The sequence below is a fragment of the Fulvivirga ligni genome, assembly GCF_021389935.1.
Taxonomy (GTDB): Bacteria; Bacteroidota; Bacteroidia; order Cytophagales; family Cyclobacteriaceae; genus Fulvivirga; species Fulvivirga ligni.
This window is the reverse complement of the sequence record NZ_CP089979.1, coordinates 5,221,971-5,246,431: the sequence shown is the minus strand read 5'-3', so window position 1 is coordinate 5,246,431 and position 24,461 is coordinate 5,221,971. Positions and strand designations below refer to the sequence as shown.

Genomic DNA, 24,461 nt, shown 5'->3' with positions numbered 1-24,461 from the left:
CCTCCAATTACTCTTCAGAATCGCTAATTAGATCAATTCAGTAATTATGACACATGAATGGCCCCTTGTGCCAAACACATAATTATTGGCTAAGGACGCTTAATGCATAAAAAATATAATAATTTTCATATATTAGGGTGTTGCCTGTGGCTTTGATCGGGATGATACAATTGTTTTGGCTTAAGCAGGCGTTATCTAAAAAATATATTTATTATGAAATCAATGTTAATATTGGGTATGATTGGTAGCTGGGAATTAATCCTCATCCTCTTTGTGCTTATGCCTGGAATATTTGCCTTGTGGGCACTGATTGATGTTGTGAAAAGCGAATTTACTAACAGCAACAATAAGCTTGTTTGGGTGCTTCTAATTATCTTTTTACCCCTGCTGGGTTCCATTCTGTATTTGACCATCGGTAGAAGTCAAAAGTTAAAAGTCTGATATATTATTTACTGCTTCAAATTAGGTTAACAGAGAGGTTTGCTGGCTGAATTGTTTTGATAGGATGATTTGAGGTAAAGCATGTGGCTTCAATCTCGCATTGTAGATATTTTGACCATATCGCTTCTTTTAAATTCATTAGATCTATATAATTAAAATAAGGGAATGTTTTGTTTCTCTTATTACGGACGTTATCGGCAATGCAGCAGTTGATAAAATGATGAACGAACTTCAAAGGTTTCTGAAAAAAAATAAATTCAGCAATTCTGAATGGGAAAATAGAGGGTTAAACCCATCCTCTTTGGAGCTGTCTCAGAAGATGTATGAACTTCTTAACGACTGCTGCCAGAACCTTATAGTACTTTCTGAAAATGGTGCCACAAACAAGGCTTTCAAAAAAGAACTAAAGAAAGGTTTGGCAACTTTCAACAAGGCTGATTTTGATACTGAGGAGAGGGAATTTATCTGTGATTATTTTTTAGAATTAAGTCAGATTGTAGAAGTCAACTTCAAAGATGAATTGTACAAATGGTTATACGGTTCACTCTTAAATGGAATGTTGAAGGTTGCTTCAATTTTCAAAGGTTCGTCAAAAGTGATAGAAACTCTTTCGCAAGATTGTACTAACTGCCATGCTAAACTCGAAACTTTCATAACAAAAAAAGAAGACGGAATTCCGGATTTTGCCTTTGATATTGTAAAATGCAATTCTTGTGGAGAATTCAACATGATTGATAAAGGTCCAAATATTCATAGTTTGACATTTGGTGAATATCAACTGGTAGAACAGCTTAAAAAGACGGAATATACAGAGGAACAGGCTAAGGTTCGTTTAGAACAAATAAGGTACTGGAGAAAGTAAAAGCTCCGTTGCCGCCATGCTCGGCATGGTGGTATAACTACTACAACTTTTAACATAGGCGAGCTCCTACATTAAAAGTCTCACCAACACTGCTAGTCATTTTTAAAATGAAATTAATTAGATTGACCCATAAAAGAAATATGGAAATGTTCTGTTTCCCTTATACGGATGTTATGCTCAATTAATGAAAAGACTGTTAACCATATTATTTGTCGGATTCTGTCAATTTGCCTTGGCAGACGAACCTCCTTGTTGGTGCGAATTTTCAATTAAGTCCGATAATGGTTTATATCGAGCAGACATTGAATTTGACAAAGCAGATTCCTTAAAAGAACCATGGGATAGAAGATGGACTATTAACATATTTGAACTTAAACCTGACTCTAATTTGAATTGGTCTTCAGAGTTTTACCATGACGGGTATGGAGGCGGAATATTATCAAATGATGGCCAAGTTTATGTTTACATCAATTTTTGGTTGGACATGGAAGAACCACCAAATCAAGTTGTAATATACACTAAGAAAAATATTAGAAAACTAAGTGGAAAAGACCTAAAATTAATTGCCGATAATTATTCACATACTGTTTCGCATCAAATTTGGATTGATGAATATGAGTTAATCCCTAACTATCTTTCGGACTCGACTTACTTAAAAATTAAAACAGAAGACTCTAAAGAAATAAGGATTGACCTTAAATCTGGTGAAATTGAAAACTCAATAACAACTCCTCAATTCCTTAAAGAAAATAATAGGCTTAAAAAATACGGCATTGGAATACTTTTATTTATCGGAATTGGAATCGTATTGATTGTAATAAAAAATAAAATAAAAGCATAACAATAGCTATAAATAACCTATTATGAACTGTTTCACTTTACCTCCCGCTTCGTTTTGTTTCGAAAAGTCTTCTCACTAAATTACTTTCCAAAACAAAACTCTGCTAAGTTCAGTGCTAAAACCCAAAGTCCCAGACTCCGAGTTTTCCGCACTATTCATGGCCGATCCGTTAATTGAAATGAATAGGAGTATAGTAGAGCATTATAAAGGATTAAAAAAGACAACATTCCTTTTATTATTTGCATATATGGGAATGATGGCACTTTTTCTCTCTTCTTTCTCAGAAAAAGCAAATCCGACTCACTACATTTTGCTAATATTCGGAATTACCTTAATGTTTTCTTGGATATTCTACCTGGGGTATGCTGAGCATAATAGAGTTGAAAATTCCCTAACTACAAGTGGAATAAGAGACTTCCTCATATCAGCAGATTTTCAAATTTCTGAGAGAAATACAGGCTGGAATTACGAGCCAAGCATTTATGGAATCTACAGAGATTGCCTCATTATTTTGTGTTTCAGCAAACAGAATGGAGATATACGAAATAAGTTCTTCATTGAAATGTATGGAACAGGTAATTCAAAAGACGTTAAAGCCATGAAATCTGGTAGAGAAATTGAGACGTTTACATATCCCAATCAGATTAGATTGACTAAGGATGTCAAATCAGGATTTGAGTTTAAAACACAGCTTGACCTGTTTGTTGACCAGCTGACTATGAAGAAATAACTACCAACATACACCAAGACAGGCCACCAGCAGATTGACAAATCAATCCTTTTTACTACATTTAGATGGGTATTATGGTCGGTATATCGTTTCTCCTCCACATAAGCAAAGGCAATGAAAAAAATAAAAAAGGTCTTATCAATTTACTTATTCTTTTTTCTACTTTCTGCAATTGTAACTGCTTGCTGTAAAGAGACTTATCGGATAGTTGGTGGTGGAGTGATTACAGCTAGAAACTTGCAGACAGGAGAGATATTTGAAGAGTCTACCATTGGTGTCATAAAAAACCCATTTAGAATTGATTGGGAAATTGAAACAACGAATTTGTCTGGCTTAAATCTCATTCAATCTACTTATGCTAGCAGTTGTGATCAGAATTATGAGAATGATTGGGATATAACTTCTTTCAAAGTAACAACTGACCGTGAGTTTATTTTAAATGGAAACACAATCCAACCAGGTTCCAACCTGATCGAAATAGATGAACTTGTCCATACTAGAACCTATTTTGGAGCATCTGTTACCTTTGATGAGCAATTTTTAAATAATACTGAATTTTCAGATCAGATTTATGAATTCAAGTTTGAAATGAAGACCACCGATGGATTGAAGCTGGAGAAGTTAATAAAACTAAAATTTGAACTTTGATAATGCCTTCTCTTTTCAAAAGGAGCAAGTTGGTTGGAGAAAATAAATAAACTGGCAGTCAAGGCTAAGCACTAATAGCAGCAGGACGAAGCTAGATTCATGAAGAATAGTTTGGTAGAAATGATTTACAGAATAAAGGAAAATGGATTTGATGAGATCAGAAGAAAAATGATTATTCGTTCAAATATAATTTGGAGGGGAGCTATTATCAGACATTGAAATAATGAAAAACCTACTATTAATTCTTTTCGGTCTTTTACTGCTGGGGTGCAATAAAAAATCAAATTCTGTGGATTTAAGCAGGCAGAAAGAATTCGTTCAGGCACAGATAATTGGTAAAACTCATGACCTTAATACACGGGTTAAAGAAACAGGATATTCACTGGTTGGGCGAGAATTTGTGAAAATTGGTGAGCAATTAAATATTCAGACACAAAATCTTATCTCAGAAATAGAGAGAGATCAAATGCCTTCAAAAAATGCAGTTTTGGACTTGATTGCAATGGCTAATAATAAATATGATACAATTGCTATAGATAGCTCTTTTATCACCCAGGCGTATGATGAATTCAAACAAACGGGAAGAAAAGAATCTTTTATATTGTCGTTACTTCTGTTTAATTCAGATTTTATTAGTAGCATTCATAATCAATTTGGCAGTTACTTCCAGCAGGTGGATTATTTTGAGCCTATTGCAGTTGGTGACAACTTCTCTATAAAAAAGGGAGAAACTTTTAAAGGAAAGGCAATTTCGCAAGCTAAAATGGTTGCCGTGAAATTTTTATATGAAATTGATGATCCGCAAAACGATGAAGGGTTTGTGGAATTGCCATCCAATGTTAATAGTAAGTCGGATGGCATTATCAATATTATTGGTAAAAAGGTCGGGACGCATAAGATCAAATTAAGGTCTACTTATTGGCAAAACGGGAAGAAAGTATCATTTGAAAACGAATTTGAATTAGAAGTAAAGGAGTAACGTCACAGACCAATGTGGTAACTCGTTTGTGAGGAGGGAATATCTGAGCTATAATCTTTTAACTGGCCGCATTCTCAATAATCCCATCATGCCTAAGCTGAAATTAGGAAGTGGTCAGCACCCACATGCTATAATTCAAACCCTTATAACGATGGTTCCACTCCATCTCTTTTCATAAATTGATGATCAAACTGTATCTTACCAGGAGTTAAAGAAGTAAAGTGCTGGTACATTGAGATTTAGATGATCACTAATAGGGAGAAACGTATAAAATATCTGGGCTTCGATGATAAGTGGGTTACTATCATCGGGATTTTACTTTTGGGCATATCGGCCCTGTATGTATTCAATTCTGAAGTAGCGCACCTCACCACAGTTGAGCTCATTTTTACTTACTGTGCCTCTTTCTTTTTATCTACGTGTGACTGGCTGGTGAATAGGTTACTCTTAATAAAAGTACGGAAGCTCTATCCCGGTTTAAAGAACAGCGTTAAGCGGGTTACGGTCCTTTGCATTGGCACAGTAATCAACGTCATATTAATTGATTTTCTGGTGGTTGGTTTTATCTCTCTCATTGCGGAAAATGCCCATTATAATTTTCCAGAAAGAGCCAGGTCATTGCTGGTGATAGTTTTTCTCACCATTATGGTTATGGCCATTTATGAAGCTATTTACTTCTTTGCTCTGCTCCAAAAATCGGTGCGCGAAGAAGAGCAATCCAAGCAGGCGATCATACAGGCCGAGTTGGATACGCTGCGCAATCAGGCTCAGCCCCATTTTTTCTTTAATTCGTTGAACACCCTGCGGGATATCATAGACCAGAGTCCTAAAGAAGATGCCAGGCAATTTGTGGATAAGCTTTCGGATATCTATCGCTTTTTACTAGAGTCAGGCAGTACCAATTTAATTTCTTTGAAGGCGGAGTTGAAGTTTGCGAAAGCATACATCCATGTGCAGTCCGAAAGATTTGGAGAGAACCTCAAGTTAAACTGGAACATTCCGGAAGCATTGGAGAACAAGGCAGTGGCACCAATGAGCCTTCAACTGCTATTAGAAAATGCCATCAAACACAATGTGGTTTCCCGAGCTAAGCCACTGGAAATCAATGTGGAAGCTGTGAATGATGTCATTGTGGTGGCTAATAAAATTCAAAAGAAATCTACGCAGTTGCCATCCACTAAAATGGGACTGAAAAATATAGAAAAGCGGTATGCGCTCATCTCCGACAGATCCATCGAAATAGTGAATGATGGTGCTCTGTTTTCCGTTTCGCTGCCATTATTGAATCATAACCTGCTTAAGGAAGAATAATGAAAGTTTTAATTATTGAAGACGAAATAAGGGCGGTAAATCAGTTGCAATCAATGCTCAAAACATGCGACTTCAAGTTTGAGTTGCTTGAGATTATAGATACAGTGGAAGATGCTGCGCGCTGGTTTGAAGAAAACGAAACTCCTGATCTCGTATTCATGGATATTCAGCTGGCCGATGGCTTAAGCTTTGAAATTTTCCAGAAAACAACCGTAAAGGCTCCTATTATATTTACCACAGCCTTTGATCAATACGCCATTCAGGCCTTCAAGGTCAATAGCGTCGACTATTTGTTGAAGCCTATTCAGCAGGATGATTTAAAGGGAGCACTCAATAAGTTCCTGCAATCCAATAGGTCAGCAACGTTGGATCAAGACACCTTAAAACATTTGCTCAGTGATTTGCAAGTGCCTGCGGAAAGAAAAGGTATACTGGTTAAATCAGGTAGTGGATTTGTGCAGTTGAAAATAGCCGATTTACTCTATTGCTATTCTGAAGATAGCATAACGTTTGGCGTTACGCAGGACAAACGCTTTATTATTGATGAGACTATAGATGTACTGTTCAGCACGCTGGAAGAGTCAGCATTCTTCAAAATCAATAGGGGACAAATAGTCGCTAAGTCTTCCATTATGAAAATAGAGCCTTATTTCAACCACAGAGTGATCCTTTCTGTCACCAATCCCAGAGATCAGCAATTCATAGTGAGCCGTCCAAAAACCAGCGAATTTAAGCAGTGGATGAACCGGTAATCTGGTTGATGACAATTATTCTGACTTCAACGCCCCATTAGAATGAAATGTAACCATTAAGTGGATTTATAAAAATTCCCAACAAATCTTAAACATAAATATAGCACCAGGTAATTATAGTCAGATACTTACGCTAGTTCTTAGAGTGTTGATTATTTTGTGTTATTTTAATACAGAATAGGTTGCCAAACCTTATTTTATCAATTACCAAAACATCTTCAGCGAAGACATAGTACTACTATTATTAAATGAGCAATGAAAACTTTTTACAGCGCGTACAGGCTATACTAGATAAGCAGGCCTTTAGGGAAAGTTTCGAAGTTACAGAGCTGGCTGATGAGATATGCCTGAGTAGGTCACAATTGCATCGAAAAATACATGCATTAACGGGTAAGTCAGCCAGTCAGCTAATCAAAGAACACCGGCTGTTGCATGCTCAAAAACTTCTTCTTTCTACAGAACTTACTGTTGCTGAAATTGCTTACCAGGTGGGCTTTAAAAGCCCGACATATTTTAATTCCTGTTATAAAGACCACTTCAATCTTACACCGGGAGAGGCCAGAGCTTCAGGTCAGGCAGATCCTGCTCCGGTTAGTCACACAAAGAAGCAATTCAGTAAGTCTGGTCTCATTGGAATCGCTGTATTTTTTTTATTGATCACAGTTTCGGCGTTTTACTTTACCGGATCAACTAACGATCAGGAGGCAGATAAAAATACTACTAAAGCGGCAGAAGTGGCTTTCACCAAAGGGCAGCACCTCATGTACCAGTTCACTGCCGAAAGCTTTGAGAAAGCAACCACATATTATTACAAAAGCCTGGCTATTGACACTACCTATACACCTGCTTACATAGGCCTGGCAGAGATAAACTATTACAGCTGCTACCCACGGATATCAAAAGAAAGATCTCTAAAGGCTGAGAAACATGCACGTCAGGCACTTGATATTGAGCCTGGTTTATCAGAAGGTCATCGCATCTTAGGTATGATCTATTACCAGTGTGACTGGCATTGGAAAGCTGCTGATGAGCAGTTTCAGTTGGCACTGGAGAATGATGTGAACAACTGCGTTGCGCAGTTTTATTATAGTCACTATCAAACATTTGTTTCCGGCCGGCTTAAAGATGCCAGAGAGTTAGTAGAAAGTGCAAAATTAGCCTGCCCGCTATTTATTTATCACTACCTGTTATCTGCAGAGCAATACATCGCTCTGGCGGACTATCATCTGGCATTGGCTGAATTATCCACTGCCATAGAAATTGATAGCAATGAAGCCAGTAGCTATTGGTTAGCATCTGTGGCTTATCAAAAACAGAAGCGCATGGATGAAGCTGTAGAAGCTCTGGTAAATTATTGTGAACGATTAGGCCTGAGTAATGAAAAGCAAGTAATATCAGCATTTGAAACCGGAGGCCTCAGTAATATATATCAACTGATCATCGAAGAAATGATAAACCAAAGAGGTGAGTGGACTGATGCATATATGATAGCCAAAGCATATGCGCTCACAAATGATGAGGAGCAAACATTATCATGGTTGAATAAAGGTTATGATCAGAAGATTATGGATTTAAGTAAAATCAAGTATGACTTTCATTTCCAGTTTCTTCATTCCAACCCAGAATTCCTCAATTTGCTCACCCGTATGAATCTGGGTAAGTACGATTCTACCTTGTGACACAACATAATTAATACTCATTGCAACATTATTAAGACGAAGTTGTAAGGGTATGCAACCACATTATTATTTAGCAGAAGGTGTTTAAATTCAATTTTGGGTATCAACACAACTCAAAAATCTTATGAAACATCATTCTTTATCTGTTCAAATTTTTCTGGCCATTGCCTTTCTTATTGGCATCATCATACGTGCCGTCCAGTTCTTTGCAGAACCTTCCATGTGGAAAGATGAGCTTTTCTCTGTAGTCAATATAGAGAAAATGACCTTTTGGGAGCTGATGACACAACAACCTGAATATAACCAGGTGGCACCAGTTGGGTTCTATGTGATTCAGAAGTTCTTCTACTCCCTAATAGGTAGCACCGAAATGGCTTTCCGCTTGTATCCATTTATAGGATCACTTATTACACTTTGGCTATTCTATTTAATCGCCAGGAAATTCCTTACTTCCACCAAGCTGGTACTTGCTGTATTTTTTATGGCCACCGTTATCGGCCCCTGGTGGCAGTCTTTCAATGCGAAACCTTATACAGGCGATATTATGTTTTTGATGTTCTTCGTCTGGATAGGGCTTACCATTCTCGATCGTACGCTCAACAGAAGTGAGATTTGGACTTATGGCCTGATTGGTTTTTTGGGAGCGTCAGCTTCATTTCCTGCGAGCATATTTGTAATTGCTTTAACGGTTGTTTTCTTTTTGAAAAAGGAAGATGTTAAAGTATATGAATACATACCCATGATCGTATTATGGCTGGCTGGCGGAGTTTGGAATATCATTTATGCTAAACTCATTATTTCATCAGATGTTGCTACGGCTATGGCCGGGCATCACTCCAACATGCTTCCTCCTTCAGGAGTGATAGACTATATTTTATTCTTCCCAGAGCAGTTGACATTAAATTTGGGTGATTTCCTTACTGTAATTGGCGCCAATAATCCTGTAATTGTAGTACGGAGTGTTATTCTGCTGCTGCTATCTGCTATTACACTTTACCCCATTATTAAATATAAACGAGCAGACTTTTTCATACTTATCCTTCCTGTGATCATGATGATAGGTTTGGTGGGTTTTTATATTTTACCAATGGCAGGTAGAACAGCATATTATGGTTTGTGGCCATTTTTATTACTACCACTGATTGGCCTAGCATTTTTACAAACAAAGACACGGTGGGCAAAACCCTGGTTAACAAACACTATAGCCATGATAGTTATATTACCATCGGTTTTGTTCGTTGTTTTGGGGGCCACAAGCCTTCCTGTAGAGTCTGAACCGGTCAAGAAAATGCTTTCCTATTATAACCAGCATAAGCAGCCCGGTGATGTGTTATATGTGCATGGTTCTGGAGATCTCTATATGAGTTATTATGGTCCTAAGTACGAAGTGGATGATTATATATTGGGCGAATATGAATATGCCATAACTGCCGAGGAATACGCCAAAAACCTTGAACAACTCAAAGGCCACAGCAGGGTGTGGTTCTTGTTCACGGGCTACAGACCTGAAATGGATCCTACCTTATCCCTTGAAGATATCAATGGTATTATGACCCAGGAAGCAAAGTTGATTGAAGAAAAGCAATTCAAAAGTGCTGGTTATCCGAATATGCTCAACTTGTATGATTTTACGGGAGATTAGTTTCGATCAGGTTTCAATAATCTAGAGCACTCCAGGAACAGGCAGGTTATAAGGTTGAAGGCACTTTTAGAGGGGTAGTGGAATAGTTTGAGCAGTCTATCTTGATCGTAAAATTAGATTATCTACTCTTCCGGAAAATTTAAAGCCTTTACTAACGTTAGTAGTTGAGGCTTTCAAAACTACCTATGAAAATATATAGCTTTATCGTTATTATGCTCTTATTGGTGAATGGAGCCATGGCAGAGCAGATAGATACGCTGAGTATCAAGACGCATCTAAACAAGATTATAAATACTGAAAGACCCAGAAGCTACAGAAATATTGAATCCCTGAATTATGTAGCTGACTACATTTTTAATGATTTTAATAAATATGCTGATACGGTATATTATCAACCATATCATGTTAATAATCAGGAATATAAAAATGTGGTGTGCGTCTTTGGTAATAAGAATGCCAAAACTGTAGTGATAGGGGCCCATTATGATGTTTGTGGTAGCCAGGATGGTGCCGATGATAATGCAAGTGGCGTGGTCGGGTTATTAGAATTGGCCAAATTATTAAAGGGGCAAAAATTAAACTACAGAATAGAGATTGTTGCCTACACCTTGGAAGAACCACCCTTTTTTCGAACGGAAAACATGGGCAGTTTCATTCATGCAAAGTCCTTGTATGAAGAACAGGTAGATGTTTATGGTATGGTTTCCTTAGAAACCATAGGCTATTTCGATGACTCAAAAAGATCCCAGGATTACCCCATTGGCATCTTATCATTGATATATGGAAATAAAGGCAACTATATCACGCTGGTCAATAAATTTTCCAAGGGAAAATTCTGTAGAAAATTCAACAAACAGTTTAAAAGTATGGGGCTAGTCCGAACTAAAAAATTTACGGCTCCTGCAAAGCTACCCGGAATCGACTTTTCTGATCATTTGAACTACTGGGCCTTTGATTATAGCGCTCTTATGATCACAGATACTGCATTTTATAGAAATAAGAATTATCATCAAAACACAGACACCATTGAAACGCTTGATTTAGCGAGAATGAGTAAGGTGATTGATGCTGTTTATCAGGCCTTGATCGGGTTGAAGTGAAAATCGAAAAATTCCTGCTAGGAAATCAGTGAATGTCTGATTAGACCTTATCCTAAGAATGGAATCAAAATTAAACTCATTAAATTAGATTTAACTATTGGTGAAATCTGATGAGAATTAGCGTAGCACAAATAAATCCAGCTAAAGGAGATATTCTAAAGAATATTGAATCCCATGAAAAGTGGATTAAAATTGCGGTAACTGAAAAGGCCGATATAATAGCCTTTCCGGAGTTGTCGCTTACCGGGTATGAACCCGCATTGGCTAAGAAGCTAGCAATGGACTTCAATGATCCTGGACTCAGTGTATTTCAAGCTGCGAGTGACAGATATGCCATTTCAATCGCCTTGGGAGTATCTACTCAAAGTGAGCAAGGTGTAATGATAAGCATGATAATATTCCAGCCAGATAAAGCTCGAAAGATCTATTCAAAACAAATTTTACATGATGATGAATTGCCATATTTTGTACAAGGGCACGAGCAACTGATCTTCAAGGTGGCCGATAAAAGCATTGCACCAGCCATCTGTTATGAGTCTTTACAAAAAGCACATGCTGAAAATGTGAAAATTAATGGTGCGGATATTTATTTAGCCAGCGTAGCCAAATCTCAGAACGGGATCAATAAGGCCTTCAATCATTATCCTACGATTGCCAATGAGTATTCTATGCCTGTTATAATGGGAAATAATATAGGGTATTGCGATAATTTTATGGGTGCAGGACAAAGTGCTGTTTGGAATGAAAAAGGAGAGCTTCTAGGAAAGTTGTCGGATGATAAAGAAGGCCTTTTAATATACGATACTCTAACTCAGGAAATAATAATAAGGGAAGAGTTGTAGATCAGCTGTTTGCAGTAATCCGCCAGGGTCACTACAAACCAATAATAACACGGAGCTTAATTAATGATTCATTCTCAAATTTAATTACCCCGCTTTTTCCATAAGCAGCATTAGTTGTGAGCCCCGGCAGACTTCGCTATTTTAGTGCAGTCCACAAATGGAGCAAGGGTGTTGTTACCCTCGTGCCATAATCACAAATAGATGACTAAGAAACCAACCAAACTAATTATTAGAATCATTTTGCTGGTGGGAACTGTTGTTTCCTTATTTTTTGTGCCATGGTTATTGGTTAAAGCATGGATACTGCCGCTACCAGATACAGTTCAGGAGCAAATGAATGAAGCCATCGGCCATGGTTTTGATGGAATGATTGTATATGTAGACCAGGCTGGTAAGCCACCTCAATATTATGCCGCTGGCTGGCACAATAGAGAATCTAAAGAGCCTGCCAGACCTAAAGCTCTCTTTAAAATAGCCAGCATAAGTAAGTTGTATGATGCTGTGGCAGTAACTAAGCTAGTGAACCGTGGCGTTCTTTCTTTGGATAAAACTGTGGCTGATTATCTGCCAGAGCTTGCAGATCGCATTGAGAATGCCGATAAAATCACTTTACGACTGATGATTCAGCATAGAAGTGGTATGCCTAATTTTACGGATACTCCCAACTTTTGGGGAGCACCTACACATACGTTTGAAGAAAGTATAGCTTTGATTCTAGATAAACCGGCCAATTTTGAGCCCGGTGAAGATTACGAATACTGTAACACTAATTATCTTATAATCAATAAGATAATGGATGATGCCCTCGGGTATAATAACTTTCAATTCATCAAACAGGAAATTCTGGTTCCACTCAATCTTAAAAACACCTTTGGTTCACTCGCCGAAGTGAATATGGATGATGTAATGAGTGGCTACCATGTGGGGCACCCGTATGATCTAAAGGCCGATGAACATGGTATGTTGGCCACAGCCGAAGATGTAGGCACGTTCCTCAGGGCTCTAAATGATGATTCTTTGTTCGCTCCAGGAGAGCAGGAAATATATTCTTCCATATATGAATATAAGCATGCGGGTTGGGTGCCTGGTTATCAGAGCTTTGCGGAATACTATCAAGACCTTGATGCTGTTGTGGTAGCGTTTTATAGTACTACCGACCCTAAACTTTACAATTGGAATTTATCGGAAATTATTAATACCAGGATTGTTAAAATATTGAGGAAAGCAGAACGTTGATCCACCATAATGTCTAAAATCAAGGCTAATAAGAAAACGCTCATTCGTTGGAAAGTTTACATTGATAGAGCGCGGATGTATATTGGGTATGCTCAATTTCTAATGCTTTTATTTGTACTGCTAGAGGCGTACAAGCATACTGCCATTGGCGAGCTCATCTTTAATAATTTGCTCATTTCAATGCCGATTTTATTTATTCTATTCATCATAGCATCGTTGATCATCGGCAGAATAGATACTGTTCTAGGGCTCAGGGAAGAAGAGCTGCGAAATGCCTCTACTTCAAATCCTGTGATGAGAGAGCTCCTCACCAAGATTAATGAATTAACTGAGGAAATCAGGGATCTTAAGGAAAGAAATAACTCCTAATGGTATTGGTGATGCTTTTTAAATACGGTGGCTCATAGATAACACATGCAAATTCTCAAACTTAAACAAAAAATTCACTGTCAGACTCAGCTTTCAGAGTCGGAAATTTTTAAGCGACTGAGTGACTTGCTGAATGTGCAGAATCAGAACGCGCCGAATTTCTTTAACGGCAATATTCAAAATAAAGAGTTTGAAATATACTCAGTGAATGCTGGACTTTGGATTACTCCCATTGTACGGGGCACTTTTTCAAACGGTCAGGTTAAGATGAAGTTGGAGCCATCAAATCAATTCAAATTAGTGATAATTATAGTGGCCATAATTGCAAGTGGTTTGCTTATAAGCATCATATTCAATTCTCCGTCATACTGGTACTGTTTTCCAATGCTTGTTGTTTTTTTTCTCTTAGTAGTGAATTTTGAAGGGTTAAAAAATTATCGAAATATAATGACAATTCTTGTAAGAACTTTGGATCTGACAGTTAATTGAAATTAGGATGATTAAAATCGCCTATTGAAAATATGCTTGAGCTGGATATTCCCATACTATATGTAGCTGGAGGGAATGATCATCATAGTATTATGAATATGGACTACGCCAAGCTTGAGTTCATGAGAAAGGGGAAAGGCAATTTGACCTATAAAGTTTTTCCTAACTGCGACCACTTCTTCATGGAAACCAAAGCAGATGAAACCGGCAAAAAAGAATGGATTGATCATCTTGATGAGGTAAATGATTTCGCTTTGGAGTGGGTGGTAAAGAATAAAGTGAAGTGACAAAAATGGCCTTTATCTTCATGAATGAATCACATCAATAAATAATTTCCCTACCATGTCCTATTTCAGAAATCTCACTTGTCATTAGGGCGTAATTCAAATATTTACTAAAATCAAACAAAGAAAATGGAAGAATACGCATTAATCATGAGACATGAGGACGGTGCTAAGGTAGCATCTCCGGAGCAGATCCAACAATGGATGAAATTAACTATGGATTGGATCGGCGGCATTGCAGCTCAAAACAAATTTGTAAGCTCCGTAGGTTTACCCTTCGACGATGCTAAGGTGGTTATCAATAAAAGTGAACAAGTGGTAGTAACTAACGGCCCTTTCGGTGATATCAAAGAGACCCTTGGTGGGCTCATTGTGGTAAAAGCGGAGTCGATAGAAGAGGCTATTGAGTTTGCAAAAGGTTCGCCAGTATTACTAGCGGATGGAAATAGCATAGAGGTGAGAAAAGTACAGAGTAACTCTTAATTTGTGCTTTTAGAAGCCCCGATTTTTGAAGCAAGACATTCAGATTTCTATGCAAAAGAACAATGAGTTAATTCCTCATTTATTCAGAACTGAGTTTAGTAAAATAAGCTCAGTTCTATCCAAATTATTCGGGATAGAGCACATGGAGGTAGCGGAAGACATTGCCAGCGAAACCTTTTTAGCTGCGCTCGAAACCTGGACCTATAAAGGAATACCGGAAAATCCTACCGCCTGGCTTTACACCACCGCGAAAAATAAGGCCAGAAATTATTTCACCAGAAATAAGCTCTTTGTTGAAAAAATATCCAGCGAATTAAAATACTCATCTGAACACAGCCAGGAAATAGAGATTGATCTTTCTGCAGAAAATATTACTGATAGTTTATTGCAGATGCTCTTCGCTATTTGTTATCCTGCTATTTCTGCCGAAGCCCAAATTGCTCTCTCACTGCGCATTCTCTGCGGCTTTGGAATAGATGAAATTGCCAGCGCGTTTCTTACTAGCAAAGAAACGATCAATAAACGATTAGTAAGGGCGCGAGAAAAACTAAGGACTGATCATGTAGAAATTAAGTTACCTTCAGAGGTAGAACTCAATGATCGTTTGGAAACCGTGCTCACCACTTTGTACTTGCTATTTAATGAAGGTTATTATTCAGAAAGTAACGAGGCGGTGCTAAGACATGAGCTTTGTGATGAGGCCATGCGCTTAACCACCTTGCTATTGGATAACAATCTAACCAATAAGCCACAGGTAAATGCCCTGTACGCGCTCATGTGTTTTCACGCGTCTCGGTTTGAAGCAAGGAAAAATAACCATGGTGAAATTATTCTTTACAACGAGCAAGATGAATCCCTGTGGGATAGAGCATTGATAACCAAGGGAGCACTTCATCTTAAGCAGGCATCAGAAGGTAATATTTATTCAAAATACCATTTGGAAGCCAGCATAGCCTACTGGATGACGGTAAAATCAGATACCAAAGAAAAATGGGAAAATGTATTACAACTTCATAACCACCTACTGAAGATTGCCTATTCGCCTATGGCTGCTCTTAATAGAACCTATGCCCTTTACAAAGCTAATGGTACGGAGCAGGCTATCATTGAAGCCGAGAAACTAAAGCTGGAAAACAATCGCTTTTATTTCCTGCTGCTGGCAGAACTCTATAAAGGTACTGATAATCACAGGGTAAGAACCAATCTTGAAAAAGCACTAAAATTGACAAAAACCGATGCTGAAAGGCAGACAATTTTAAAGAAGATTGAAGTTTTGTAGAGGTGTTAACTCTATTAAATTTTTATATTTTAGTTTCTTTAATGCTATGGAAGCAGAATGATCTCAGATTCTTGTGCTTGAAGGTCGGAAATTGAAGAGAACACAGTTTTAATGAATGCAACTCATCATACACTACTCACAGAGTTTTTTGCTGATAAGCAGGTCTTTCTAATAGTGGTTTTTGGTGTATCATTTCATTTACGCGTCTTAGTCAATTCAATAGTTATGAATCAGAGAGATGGCACCAATAAAATGATAATGTTTCTAAGTCCTTTTAAACAAGGTAGTGGTGATTTTCTGATTGAGGCCATGCTCAGGTTTTGGTGGCCTGCTAAAGATGGTAAATCATTTGGCAAGTCTCCGTCTAATATACTAAGTCTGGTATTTCTTATTTCACTAAGTATTGTAATAATTAATGGGGTGATTGAAGCTATGCTTTGATGAGCTTATTAGTTGAAAAGGAGTTAATTTAGGTAGTAAAATCAGTTGTTATTTTGTGAAACATATTAAATCATGGAGCAACTACTTATCACTCTTGCGAAGGAGTCAGATCTAACACACATACTTGAATTACAAAAAGTGGCATATGTACAGGAAGCTGAAATTTACAATGATTTTAGTATTCAGCCACTAAACCAAACTCTCACCGATTTGAGGCTAGAGTGGCAAAACGGAACGATACTTAAAGCGGTAAAGGAAGATGAAATAATAGGTGCCGTACGAGCGCACCAGGATGGAGATGTGTGCAAGATTGGTAAGTTGATTGTAAAACCTGATTATCAAAATCAAGGTATTGGTAAATTACTAATGCTGGAAATTGAGCGTCAATTCGATGGTTGTGCCACCTATGAACTATTCACAGGGCATAAAAGTGAGAAGAATTTGGCTCTTTATAAAAAATTGGGCTACCAGAAATTTAAAGAAGAGGTGATAAATGAGGATTTGAAATTGGTTTTTTTAAGTAGAAGCATAAGAAATCTTAAGCATAATGACTGTGAAAAGCACAGATAGAATTTGGTTGAGTTAAAATGGGAATAGGATTCGTAATTATTATTCATTTAGTAATGCTTGGGATTTTAAGTGGGCTTATCTCTGTGATATTCGGAGTAATAACCTATTTCTCGACCCGTCAGGAACAAAGGAGAAAAAGGCGCATTTTTCTAGCGGTTTTTCTTCCAATCCAGTTCTTTTTTACGATTTACTTTTTAGGGCTTGGTGGTGCAGTGCTAGTTTCAGAATTCAAGGGCGTTGATATAGGGATTGGAGATTCTTTTTATGTTCCAGTCAATAGTTCTTGCCAAATCCGCATGATAGATGTCACGGATAAAGCCTATCTCATTTGTAGTGATGAGCAAATCATCAATGAAATAACCCAAATAAACTCTGAGGAAGATCTGGTTTTTGGACAAACAGCACACGATAAATTCTTTAGTTATAATGCTGGTAGCCAGCATTTAAGGAGATATTCTAATTACGGAGAAATGGTTGAAATAGAAAAAAGACCAAACCTCCAGTTGACTGAAATATCAGATTATTACCATAAGAGAAGAAATGAGGTGGCTGGTACTGCCATCACCATAGTCGGGCTTTTAGCATTAGCAGTAACAGTGGCCCTTGTATGGCTCACCCGAACTATCGTGATGAAAATTGGCAAATAACCACACCTAATCTGATTTAGATCCTTAAATTTAGATGCGCTATGAAAAGCCTTCTAAACATATCTCTTACCAACTTATTTGCTATCTCTGCTAAACAGGTCAGCCGTGATCGGGTGCTTTACGGACTTACCATGGTAGTGTCTCTATTGGCGGTGCTGGAGTTGGCTCAGGATTATGTCACATCCATGTTGCATGGCAGTAGCTTTTTTATTTCGCAGTCATTGTCATACAAGTTATTTTGGTTGCTATTTATACCTTTTTCGTATTTGATGCTAAGTTTGAAAGAGGTGTGGAGGTTAAAGAGTAGGTATACGGTATTCGCCAAAGCAATAGCAATTATCTTAATTACAGTGCTGCACCTGTTGGCTTTTTCACTATTACTTCACCTGCTTTCATATGGAATCAGTGATACGCCCTGGTCTTTCTTAGGCCTGATTACCCAAAAACTGTCCACCCGATTATATTTAGCACTCACGTTTTATATTCTATTCACGGTAGTGTATGATCATTTTCGTACTAAGTCTACTAAGCCTGGGAGCGATGATGTTCGGAGCAATAATTTTGATACGCTCCCGGTAAAACAAGGTAGCAAAACTACATTAGTGGAAACGCATCAGATAAATAGAATATGTTCAGATGGACCTTATTTGGAAGTATTTACTGCAGACAAAAAGTATGTGGTGCTGGATAGCTTGAAAAATATAATCAATGTACTTCCTGAAAATTTTCTGCGGATCCATAAATCTACTATTGTCAATATTCATCAAATAGAAAGTTCAAAGTCTCGCGGTAACGGCGACTATGATCTGACTTTAAAATGTGGTGAAACTGTGCGACTAAGTAGGAACTATGCCAAAACATTGAAGGACATTCTGCACCAATCCATCAGGTTATAAGGCAAACTACTCAGGTTATAAATTAGCAGTCACTAGGTCTGTTTTAGCTCTTTACATTAGTGATGAAAGTAAAATTATCACTTAAAAAGAAAGACTATGAAACTATTCCTTTTAGCTATGTCATTTATTATCGCCCAGAGTATTGTTCACGCACAGAGCAAGCAGGTGGGTGGGCCATGTGAAGACTGTGAGGCACTTATGGATTATAAAATCCTGAACCCATCACCTCAGGCCGTGGATACCCTGCCAGGATTTATGGATAATGACCCAAAAATAAAGATCAAAGGCACCGTTTTTCATAAAGATGGAAAAACCCCAGCCAACGGAGTGATACTCTACCTATATCATGTGAGCAGGAAGGGTTATTATGAGCCCAGTGCAAATCCGAAAGGATGGGAGATACGCCATGGGCAATATCGTGGCTGGTTAAAAACAGGCCGTGATGGCAAGTTTACATTTTATACCTTCAGACCAGCGGCCTATCCTAAAGCACAAGAACCTGAGCACATTCATATTTACTTAAAAGAACCAGGAACCGTACCTTATTATATTGATAGCTACCTCTTTAACAGTGACCCTTTACTTACTAAACAAGAAAGACTGTCTCAGGAGAATAGAGGCGGCTCAGGAATTATAAAGCTGACCATGGAAGATGATATTTGGACCGCTCACAGGGATATTATTTTAGGTTTGAATATTCCAGGTTATGAGTGATAAAGTTTAATTATTATTATTGGGAATGGAAGAGTCATTTTGGAGAGTATGGACAAATGCTAAAAGTGAGGTGAAGTGTCGTGGAATACTGAATCAAATTTTGATGAAATTGAATCAACCTGATTTAGAGGTGAAATATGAAGCTCATTGGGAGTCTAAAAGGTGGATAGGAAATTTTACCTTACTAATTAACTGTAATTCAAAAGAAGAACTGATGTTTGAAGTAATTCGCAGAAGTCAGTTAATAGGATATAACTGGCACTTGACCGGCTCAATAGAAAGTCAAAGTTCAGCTACCAGTATGGAATCTTCAGTTTCGGGTGTAGAGATGGCAGAGTGGCAGGTTGATATTCCTTCAAAATGGAATTAGGTCTATAAATTCTATGATGTAAATTAGCTTTTATAATAAATAGCCCATGTCCCAAAAATTTGTAAAATTAAAACCTTTGGATCAGGTAATATATTTTAGTGAGGCGCTACTATGTGCCATAATGTGCTTGGCTATGATTGTACTCACAATCATCAATGTGCAAGAGTGGTCATATTCTCTTTTAATTCCAGGACTTATTTTCCTTCATCCCTGCCGTTTTTATTTATATGATTCAAAAAGGTAAGTTAGAGTTTAAGTTGGAGGATATTTCCATTCCCCAAGAGTCATTCAAACAATTAGTGAAGAAGATTGCTCTTGAAAATAAGTGGACCATATATTCTCAAACCAACCATGAGGTTATACTAAAAACTAACCCTGGGTTTGTTAATCAATCATGGGGCCAGAACATCACAATCAGACATTCTGCAGAAGGAATATTGATTAATAGTATTAACGATATCAATAAAGGTCCAAGATTAACTGCCTTCGGCCAAAATTTTAAAAACATCGATGAGATTACCAGAATTATTGAAGAAAGTAATCTTCATAATGTGAAAAAGTAACGGCTATTCATCATCAATATTTTAGTAAAAATCAAATCATAAATGCCAATCACTTTCGGTTATCAATACTTTAACTTCGACCCTGAAGAGATTAATGAAGAAAATGGAACTGTGGATTTTCTTAAGGCCATGGATTTATTCAATGCCTTCCCTTGGCAGGATCAATTTGAAGGAGTTCTTAAACTCATTGAGTCTGACCGATCGACTACAGCGCCTACCATATTTTTCTTCAAAACGGACAGTAATTATCTTTCCATATCAGCTACAGATGATTCAGGCTTTTTAGTTCATTACAGGTGCAATTTGAAATATGGAGAGCTTTTTATTTCTAATAATATTTTAGAACGGGTACATGGTATTTCCGTGGAGGATTGTATCAGTGAATTTTATCAAGGCGAACTTAAGAACTTGCTCAAGTTATTTCCCCTTGAGGATGAAGTAACAGATGATATTGAGATTAGGCTGAATTACAACAAGCTGAACCTATATACACCATTATTAATCATGATCGTTCCGGTTATCTATTTAATAGTAGATGGCTCTCACGATTTTTTTGCCCCGATAATGTTTCTGGTGATGTCGGCTATTTTGTTTCTTGCCATCTTACCTAAGTTGCTGTTGAATTTTAAGTATTGGAAAAATGATAGTGAACAGGTTATTAAATACAACCCTAAATCTAAAGTGCTTACCATCGATAAGAAGGGAAAGACGCTTGAGTTCCAAAAATCGCAAATTAGTCAGGTGGAGCTGGTACGAGCCAGGACCGCTCAAAGACCATTTGAATTGTACCAATATTTGAGATTTACAGCCGGAGATTCGGTATTTGTTGTAACACATTTTACCATAGACCCTGAAACTCTGCTTTCCATACTCAATGTCAATTTTAAAGAGACCGAAGTGTTTTACCCAAAACTGAAGTTTAATACAGTCACTGATAAGGAAAAGCGCCGAAGAGAACATCTTTATGATGTGAAACGAAAGGAATTCCTTCAAACCTGTGCTGACTGGGAAACTGAAAAACTGTTAACGGTGGTGAAGCAACCAGATCATTATGCGGACTACGCCGTTTCAGCAGCTACTGAAATATTAGAGCGAAGAGCAGAGAAATAAGGCTTTCAGGCCTTCTATATCCCGCACAGGTATATTCATTACCACTTATTTAATGAGAGAATTATCCTAAAATAATCGAACAGATTTGTGATGGTTAATTCGTTTTCTGCGTATAACCACTCTAGTACAACAAATCATTAAACAACCAGGATATGGAAAATCATAATATTCCGACCTTGTATGAGTGGGCTGGAGGGCTAGAGACTATTAAAACCCTAATCACCAGGTTTTATGATAAAGTAGTGGAGGATGATACACTAAAGGGTCTTTTTCAGCATATGTCTGAGCAGCACCAGATCAATGTGGCTCACTTTATTTCCGAAGTATTAGGCGGACCTAAGCTATATACCGAAAATGGAGGCAGTCACTTCGGTATGGTGAAGAAGCATTTTCAAAAGCATATTTCAGAGCCGCAGAGAAAGCGCTGGATGGATCTTTTACTGCAAGCCGCTGATGAGCTAAAGCTTCCTGATGACCCGGAATTTCGTTCGGCTTTCGTAAGCTATCTGGAATGGGGAACACGGCTGGCGGTAATCAATTCAAATGCCGAGGAAATAGCCATGGATACTCATGAACCTATGCCAAAATGGGGTTGGGGCGAAACAGGAGGGCCATATCAACCATAGTCATTTTTAAAATCACTAGATTTGAAAGATATAGGAATGGCCAATGATTAGGCTTTTCCATACTTTATGAACTATCAATATTGTTTAAGGTATTTAGAAAATCTAATAAGCCTGAATCAAAACTTCCAGGGCGAATTCCTATTCACGCATGGAAGATTACCATACTCACTATTTAGGGAAAAACAGCCGATGGGAAAATGTTGTATTGACCTTTACCCTGGCAATACCATCTCTTTCCAAAAGCCGTGGGACGGTGAATACTTTACTTAGAAAGTTGGTCCTAATAACTTATCGCTTAGATTTAAAGAAAATAAGATTATATGTCAAAAAGAATATTTATAACCGGAGCATCCACAGGTTTGGGTAAAGCTACTGCGAAGCTCTTTGCCAGCAAAGGATGGAATGTAATAGCCACCATGCGTACCCCTGAAAAAGAGGATGAACTGGATAAACTACCTAACGTTGAGCTATTGGCCTTAGATGTTACTGATCCTGAGCAGATTAAGACGGCCACTGAAAAAGCAATTGCTTTTGGACCTATTGATGTTGTCTTTAATAATGCTGGTTATGGCTTAGCAGGCCCGTTTGAAGGAGCTACTGATATGCAGCTAGTGAGGCAGATCAATACCAACTTACTAGGGGTAATGAGAGTGACACAGGCCTTTATTCCTCATTTCAGAGAAAAGAAAAGCGGCCTTTTTATAACCACTACTTCCATTGGCGGTCTAGTTGCCTTTCCGTTAAATTCAGTGTATCATGCTACTAAATGGGGCCTGGAAGGATGGAGCGAGAGCCTGGCCTTTGAACTGAATCCATTAGGGATTGAAGTGAAAACAGTATCGCCAGGTGGCATCTCAACAGATTTTGCCGGCCGATCTATTGATTTAACGGCTCATGAGGCCTACAATGATACTATGCAGAAAGTGATGTCCGTATTTGGAGATCCTGAGCGACAGAAAAGTTATTCTACGCCAGAGCAGATCGCCGAGGTGGTGTATGAGGCTGCCACCGATGGAAAGCACAAATTAAGATATCCTGCAGGTGAAGATGCTAAAGCCATGTATGAGCAAAGAAAACAGGCAGGTGATGAACAATTTAGAGAAGGGGTAAAGGCCAGGTTTTTGGGAGAGTAAATCCATGACATTTGATACTTTGTATGAGGCCTTGTACAACGATCTGATTCTTAATGATCAGTGAAAAGAGGTTTCAAATATTAATGGTTCAACGTCGCTAGTAGCCCTCCAGTATGGCAAGATTTACCCTTCATTATATTCTTATGGAATTATAAGTTTGAGTATAGAATGATAACTTGTTTTACAAGCTTAACTTAATTGTGATGAGAAAAATAATTGCAGCATTAAACATGACTGTTGATGGCATCTGTGATCATACCGCGGGCCTGCCTGATGAGGAAATACATGATCATTACACGGATCTTTTAGGCCAGGGTGATGCCATTTTATATGGCAGAACCACCTATGAACTTATGGAGTATTGGCGACAATTTCTAGAAAAGCCTTCAGAAGAAAGATCTATGAACAATTTTGCTGTAGCTATTGATCGCATTCCCAAAATAGTTTTTTCAAGAACCATAAAAGAAGTAGATTGGGCGAGTGCCAGAGTGGCGACACGCGATTTAAAAGATGAAATCCTGGCACTCAAGCAAGAACTGGGTAAAGATATTTTTGTAGGAAGCCGCAGCTTAATAGTGCAGTTATTAAACCTCGGGCTGATTGATGAATTTCAACTATGCATCTACCCAATGTTGGAAGGCAAAGGCTTACGCTTCTTTGATGAAATCAAGGAAAGGATAATATTCAAACTTGCCAAAACTAGAATATTTAAAAGTGGAGCCATGCTTATGTATTATCAGCCAGAGAAAGGTTGAGCGATAAAGCAGAAAGCTGATTAAATGAAATAAAATGAGCGCAGATAAATCTTCGCAAAATCTGTATTTGCCAGTTATGCCCTTCACGGATAGTGATGCATTTGAAGTATGGTTGGCAGAGCAGCATAATTTATCAACAGGCATTTGGATGAGACTGTATAAAATAAAGTCAGGAATTACGTCAATCAACTACGCACAGGCGCTTGATGTGGCTTTATGCTATGGCTGGATTGACGGACAAAAGAAATCGTATGATGATGACTCATGGTTGCAAAGATTTACTCCCCGCAGACCAAAGAGTATCTGGTCCAAAAGAAATAGAGAGCACATAGCAAGGCTAACAGAATCAGGCAGAATGAAGCCAAAAGGTCTTGCTGAGGTAGAGGCTGCCAAAGCAGATGGAAGGTGGGAGCAAGCCTATGATTCTGCAAGCAATATGGTGGTGCCAGAAGACTTTCTGGCTGAGTTGGCAAAAGATAAAAAGGCAGAAGCATTTTTTCAGACACTGAATAAGGCCAATGTATATGCCATAGCATGGCGCCTTCAAACCGCAAAAAAGGCCGAAACCAGAGCCAGAAGAATGAACGTGATCCTTGAAAAGATGAAAAAAGGAGAGAAGCTTCAATAGATTTAAGTAGTCACGGTGATTGTATGGATTTGGAAATCACG

General features: G+C 38.0%; 29 protein-coding genes. All 29 read left to right on the top strand.

Annotated elements, in window-relative coordinates; translation table 11 throughout:
- The first annotated feature begins 213 nt into the window (after positions 1-213).
- The 29 genes from LVD16_RS22095 (at position 214) to LVD16_RS21955 (ending at position 24,420) form a co-directional block, all read left to right on the top strand.
- Positions 214-441 carry a PLDc N-terminal domain-containing protein gene (locus LVD16_RS22095; RefSeq protein WP_233770467.1) on the top strand — a complete coding sequence of 76 codons (228 nt, stop codon included), beginning with the start codon at positions 214-216 and terminating at the stop codon, positions 439-441.
- Positions 442-658: 217 nt separating this feature from the next.
- Positions 659-1,303, top strand: a complete 645-nt coding sequence (locus LVD16_RS22090) for a DUF4844 domain-containing protein (RefSeq protein ID WP_233770466.1) — start codon at positions 659-661, stop codon at positions 1,301-1,303.
- 184 nt (positions 1,304-1,487) lie between these two features.
- Positions 1,488-2,144, top strand: coding sequence for a hypothetical protein (locus LVD16_RS22085; protein ID WP_233770465.1), 657 nt, complete (start codon positions 1,488-1,490; stop codon positions 2,142-2,144).
- Positions 2,145-2,301: 157 nt separating this feature from the next.
- Positions 2,302-2,874 carry a DUF6095 family protein gene (locus tag LVD16_RS22080; protein ID WP_233770464.1) on the top strand — a complete coding sequence of 191 codons (573 nt, stop codon included), beginning with the start codon at positions 2,302-2,304 and terminating at the stop codon, positions 2,872-2,874.
- A gap of 114 nt (positions 2,875-2,988) precedes the next feature.
- The gene (locus LVD16_RS22075; RefSeq protein WP_233770463.1) at positions 2,989-3,522 is read left to right on the top strand and encodes a hypothetical protein; all 534 of its coding nucleotides are present in this window, start codon (positions 2,989-2,991) and stop codon (positions 3,520-3,522) included.
- Between the two features lie 223 nt (positions 3,523-3,745).
- Entirely contained in the window at positions 3,746-4,501 is a 756-nt protein-coding gene (locus tag LVD16_RS22070) for a hypothetical protein (RefSeq protein ID WP_233770462.1), read from the top strand.
- Between the two features lie 243 nt (positions 4,502-4,744).
- Positions 4,745-5,812, top strand: a complete 1,068-nt coding sequence (locus LVD16_RS22065; RefSeq protein WP_233770461.1) for a sensor histidine kinase — start codon at positions 4,745-4,747, stop codon at positions 5,810-5,812.
- A complete protein-coding gene (locus tag LVD16_RS22060; protein ID WP_233770460.1) occupies positions 5,812-6,564 on the top strand; it encodes a LytR/AlgR family response regulator transcription factor in 753 nt (250 codons plus the stop codon). The genes LVD16_RS22065 and LVD16_RS22060 overlap by 1 nt, the downstream gene beginning before the upstream one ends.
- Before the next feature lie 248 nt (positions 6,565-6,812).
- Positions 6,813-8,243 carry a helix-turn-helix domain-containing protein gene (locus tag LVD16_RS22055; RefSeq protein WP_233770459.1) on the top strand — a complete coding sequence of 477 codons (1,431 nt, stop codon included), beginning with the start codon at positions 6,813-6,815 and terminating at the stop codon, positions 8,241-8,243.
- 124 nt (positions 8,244-8,367) lie between these two features.
- Positions 8,368-9,885 (top strand): glycosyltransferase family 39 protein, encoded by a 1,518-nt coding sequence (locus tag LVD16_RS22050; protein WP_233770458.1) that lies wholly within the window; start codon positions 8,368-8,370, stop codon positions 9,883-9,885.
- A gap of 185 nt (positions 9,886-10,070) precedes the next feature.
- Entirely contained in the window at positions 10,071-10,985 is a 915-nt protein-coding gene (locus LVD16_RS22045; protein WP_233770457.1) for a M28 family peptidase, read from the top strand.
- A 110-nt stretch (positions 10,986-11,095) separates the two neighbouring features.
- Complete coding sequence (locus LVD16_RS22040) at positions 11,096-11,827, top strand: carbon-nitrogen hydrolase family protein (protein WP_233770456.1); 732 nt, start codon at positions 11,096-11,098, stop codon at positions 11,825-11,827.
- Between the two features lie 201 nt (positions 11,828-12,028).
- Positions 12,029-13,063 carry a serine hydrolase domain-containing protein gene (locus LVD16_RS22035; protein ID WP_233770455.1) on the top strand — a complete coding sequence of 345 codons (1,035 nt, stop codon included), beginning with the start codon at positions 12,029-12,031 and terminating at the stop codon, positions 13,061-13,063.
- A 9-nt stretch (positions 13,064-13,072) separates the two neighbouring features.
- The gene (locus LVD16_RS22030; protein WP_233770454.1) at positions 13,073-13,432 is read left to right on the top strand and encodes a hypothetical protein; all 360 of its coding nucleotides are present in this window, start codon (positions 13,073-13,075) and stop codon (positions 13,430-13,432) included.
- 512 nt (positions 13,433-13,944) lie between these two features.
- Positions 13,945-14,208 (top strand): alpha/beta fold hydrolase, encoded by a 264-nt coding sequence (locus tag LVD16_RS22025; RefSeq protein WP_305039005.1) that lies wholly within the window; start codon positions 13,945-13,947, stop codon positions 14,206-14,208.
- A gap of 126 nt (positions 14,209-14,334) precedes the next feature.
- Entirely contained in the window at positions 14,335-14,688 is a 354-nt protein-coding gene (locus tag LVD16_RS22020) for a YciI family protein (RefSeq protein WP_233770452.1), read from the top strand.
- Between the two features lie 49 nt (positions 14,689-14,737).
- Positions 14,738-15,967, top strand: a complete 1,230-nt coding sequence (locus LVD16_RS22015; protein WP_233770451.1) for an RNA polymerase sigma factor — start codon at positions 14,738-14,740, stop codon at positions 15,965-15,967.
- Positions 15,968-16,078: 111 nt separating this feature from the next.
- Positions 16,079-16,408 carry a hypothetical protein gene (locus LVD16_RS22010; protein WP_233770450.1) on the top strand — a complete coding sequence of 110 codons (330 nt, stop codon included), beginning with the start codon at positions 16,079-16,081 and terminating at the stop codon, positions 16,406-16,408.
- A 72-nt stretch (positions 16,409-16,480) separates the two neighbouring features.
- Complete coding sequence (locus LVD16_RS22005) at positions 16,481-16,978, top strand: GNAT family N-acetyltransferase (RefSeq protein ID WP_233770449.1); 498 nt, start codon at positions 16,481-16,483, stop codon at positions 16,976-16,978.
- 53 nt (positions 16,979-17,031) lie between these two features.
- Positions 17,032-17,625 (top strand): hypothetical protein, encoded by a 594-nt coding sequence (locus LVD16_RS22000; RefSeq protein ID WP_233770448.1) that lies wholly within the window; start codon positions 17,032-17,034, stop codon positions 17,623-17,625.
- A 41-nt stretch (positions 17,626-17,666) separates the two neighbouring features.
- Positions 17,667-18,521 carry a LytR/AlgR family response regulator transcription factor gene (locus LVD16_RS21995; protein WP_233770447.1) on the top strand — a complete coding sequence of 285 codons (855 nt, stop codon included), beginning with the start codon at positions 17,667-17,669 and terminating at the stop codon, positions 18,519-18,521.
- Positions 18,522-18,617: 96 nt separating this feature from the next.
- On the top strand, positions 18,618-19,235 hold the full coding sequence (locus tag LVD16_RS21990) for a peptidase associated/transthyretin-like domain-containing protein (RefSeq protein WP_233770446.1): 618 nt from the start codon (positions 18,618-18,620) through the stop codon (positions 19,233-19,235).
- 25 nt (positions 19,236-19,260) lie between these two features.
- Entirely contained in the window at positions 19,261-19,605 is a 345-nt protein-coding gene (locus tag LVD16_RS21985; RefSeq protein WP_233770445.1) for a hypothetical protein, read from the top strand.
- Positions 19,606-19,832: 227 nt separating this feature from the next.
- Positions 19,833-20,168 carry a hypothetical protein gene (locus LVD16_RS21980; protein ID WP_233770444.1) on the top strand — a complete coding sequence of 112 codons (336 nt, stop codon included), beginning with the start codon at positions 19,833-19,835 and terminating at the stop codon, positions 20,166-20,168.
- A 42-nt stretch (positions 20,169-20,210) separates the two neighbouring features.
- The gene (locus LVD16_RS21975) at positions 20,211-21,278 is read left to right on the top strand and encodes a PH domain-containing protein (protein ID WP_233770443.1); all 1,068 of its coding nucleotides are present in this window, start codon (positions 20,211-20,213) and stop codon (positions 21,276-21,278) included.
- Between the two features lie 152 nt (positions 21,279-21,430).
- Positions 21,431-21,904 carry a group II truncated hemoglobin gene (locus tag LVD16_RS21970; RefSeq protein ID WP_233770442.1) on the top strand — a complete coding sequence of 158 codons (474 nt, stop codon included), beginning with the start codon at positions 21,431-21,433 and terminating at the stop codon, positions 21,902-21,904.
- Positions 21,905-22,224: 320 nt separating this feature from the next.
- Positions 22,225-23,037 (top strand): SDR family oxidoreductase, encoded by an 813-nt coding sequence (locus LVD16_RS21965; protein ID WP_233770441.1) that lies wholly within the window; start codon positions 22,225-22,227, stop codon positions 23,035-23,037.
- A 203-nt stretch (positions 23,038-23,240) separates the two neighbouring features.
- Positions 23,241-23,792: a dihydrofolate reductase family protein gene (locus LVD16_RS21960; RefSeq protein ID WP_233770440.1), complete on the top strand. Its 552-nt coding sequence runs from the start codon at positions 23,241-23,243 to the stop codon at positions 23,790-23,792.
- A 34-nt stretch (positions 23,793-23,826) separates the two neighbouring features.
- Positions 23,827-24,420 (top strand): YdeI/OmpD-associated family protein, encoded by a 594-nt coding sequence (locus tag LVD16_RS21955; RefSeq protein WP_233770439.1) that lies wholly within the window; start codon positions 23,827-23,829, stop codon positions 24,418-24,420.
- The last annotated feature ends 41 nt before the right edge of the window (positions 24,421-24,461 follow it).

What these genes read in the sequence shown, in the direction of transcription:
- LVD16_RS22095 (WP_233770467.1), top strand. Translation starts at nt 214, where the DNA reads ATGAAATCAATGTTAATATTGGGTATGATTGGTAGCTGGGAATTAATC.
- LVD16_RS22090 (WP_233770466.1), top strand. Translation starts at nt 659, where the DNA reads ATGATGAACGAACTTCAAAGGTTTCTGAAAAAAAATAAATTCAGCAAT.
- LVD16_RS22085 (WP_233770465.1), top strand. Translation starts at nt 1,488, where the DNA reads ATGAAAAGACTGTTAACCATATTATTTGTCGGATTCTGTCAATTTGCC.
- LVD16_RS22080 (WP_233770464.1), top strand. Translation starts at nt 2,302, where the DNA reads ATGGCCGATCCGTTAATTGAAATGAATAGGAGTATAGTAGAGCATTAT.
- LVD16_RS22075 (WP_233770463.1), top strand. Translation starts at nt 2,989, where the DNA reads ATGAAAAAAATAAAAAAGGTCTTATCAATTTACTTATTCTTTTTTCTA.
- LVD16_RS22070 (WP_233770462.1), top strand. Translation starts at nt 3,746, where the DNA reads ATGAAAAACCTACTATTAATTCTTTTCGGTCTTTTACTGCTGGGGTGC.
- LVD16_RS22065 (WP_233770461.1), top strand. Translation starts at nt 4,745, where the DNA reads ATGATCACTAATAGGGAGAAACGTATAAAATATCTGGGCTTCGATGAT.
- LVD16_RS22060 (WP_233770460.1), top strand. Translation starts at nt 5,812, where the DNA reads ATGAAAGTTTTAATTATTGAAGACGAAATAAGGGCGGTAAATCAGTTG.
- LVD16_RS22055 (WP_233770459.1), top strand. Translation starts at nt 6,813, where the DNA reads ATGAGCAATGAAAACTTTTTACAGCGCGTACAGGCTATACTAGATAAG.
- LVD16_RS22050 (WP_233770458.1), top strand. Translation starts at nt 8,368, where the DNA reads ATGAAACATCATTCTTTATCTGTTCAAATTTTTCTGGCCATTGCCTTT.
- LVD16_RS22045 (WP_233770457.1), top strand. Translation starts at nt 10,071, where the DNA reads ATGAAAATATATAGCTTTATCGTTATTATGCTCTTATTGGTGAATGGA.
- LVD16_RS22040 (WP_233770456.1), top strand. Translation starts at nt 11,096, where the DNA reads ATGAGAATTAGCGTAGCACAAATAAATCCAGCTAAAGGAGATATTCTA.
- LVD16_RS22035 (WP_233770455.1), top strand. Translation starts at nt 12,029, where the DNA reads ATGACTAAGAAACCAACCAAACTAATTATTAGAATCATTTTGCTGGTG.
- LVD16_RS22030 (WP_233770454.1), top strand. Translation starts at nt 13,073, where the DNA reads ATGTCTAAAATCAAGGCTAATAAGAAAACGCTCATTCGTTGGAAAGTT.
- LVD16_RS22020 (WP_233770452.1), top strand. Translation starts at nt 14,335, where the DNA reads ATGGAAGAATACGCATTAATCATGAGACATGAGGACGGTGCTAAGGTA.
- LVD16_RS22015 (WP_233770451.1), top strand. Translation starts at nt 14,738, where the DNA reads ATGCAAAAGAACAATGAGTTAATTCCTCATTTATTCAGAACTGAGTTT.
- LVD16_RS22010 (WP_233770450.1), top strand. Translation starts at nt 16,079, where the DNA reads ATGAATGCAACTCATCATACACTACTCACAGAGTTTTTTGCTGATAAG.
- LVD16_RS22005 (WP_233770449.1), top strand. Translation starts at nt 16,481, where the DNA reads ATGGAGCAACTACTTATCACTCTTGCGAAGGAGTCAGATCTAACACAC.
- LVD16_RS22000 (WP_233770448.1), top strand. Translation starts at nt 17,032, where the DNA reads ATGCTTGGGATTTTAAGTGGGCTTATCTCTGTGATATTCGGAGTAATA.
- LVD16_RS21995 (WP_233770447.1), top strand. Translation starts at nt 17,667, where the DNA reads ATGAAAAGCCTTCTAAACATATCTCTTACCAACTTATTTGCTATCTCT.
- LVD16_RS21990 (WP_233770446.1), top strand. Translation starts at nt 18,618, where the DNA reads ATGAAACTATTCCTTTTAGCTATGTCATTTATTATCGCCCAGAGTATT.
- LVD16_RS21985 (WP_233770445.1), top strand. Translation starts at nt 19,261, where the DNA reads ATGGAAGAGTCATTTTGGAGAGTATGGACAAATGCTAAAAGTGAGGTG.
- LVD16_RS21980 (WP_233770444.1), top strand. Translation starts at nt 19,833, where the DNA reads ATGATTCAAAAAGGTAAGTTAGAGTTTAAGTTGGAGGATATTTCCATT.
- LVD16_RS21975 (WP_233770443.1), top strand. Translation starts at nt 20,211, where the DNA reads ATGCCAATCACTTTCGGTTATCAATACTTTAACTTCGACCCTGAAGAG.
- LVD16_RS21970 (WP_233770442.1), top strand. Translation starts at nt 21,431, where the DNA reads ATGGAAAATCATAATATTCCGACCTTGTATGAGTGGGCTGGAGGGCTA.
- LVD16_RS21965 (WP_233770441.1), top strand. Translation starts at nt 22,225, where the DNA reads ATGTCAAAAAGAATATTTATAACCGGAGCATCCACAGGTTTGGGTAAA.
- LVD16_RS21960 (WP_233770440.1), top strand. Translation starts at nt 23,241, where the DNA reads ATGAGAAAAATAATTGCAGCATTAAACATGACTGTTGATGGCATCTGT.
- LVD16_RS21955 (WP_233770439.1), top strand. Translation starts at nt 23,827, where the DNA reads ATGAGCGCAGATAAATCTTCGCAAAATCTGTATTTGCCAGTTATGCCC.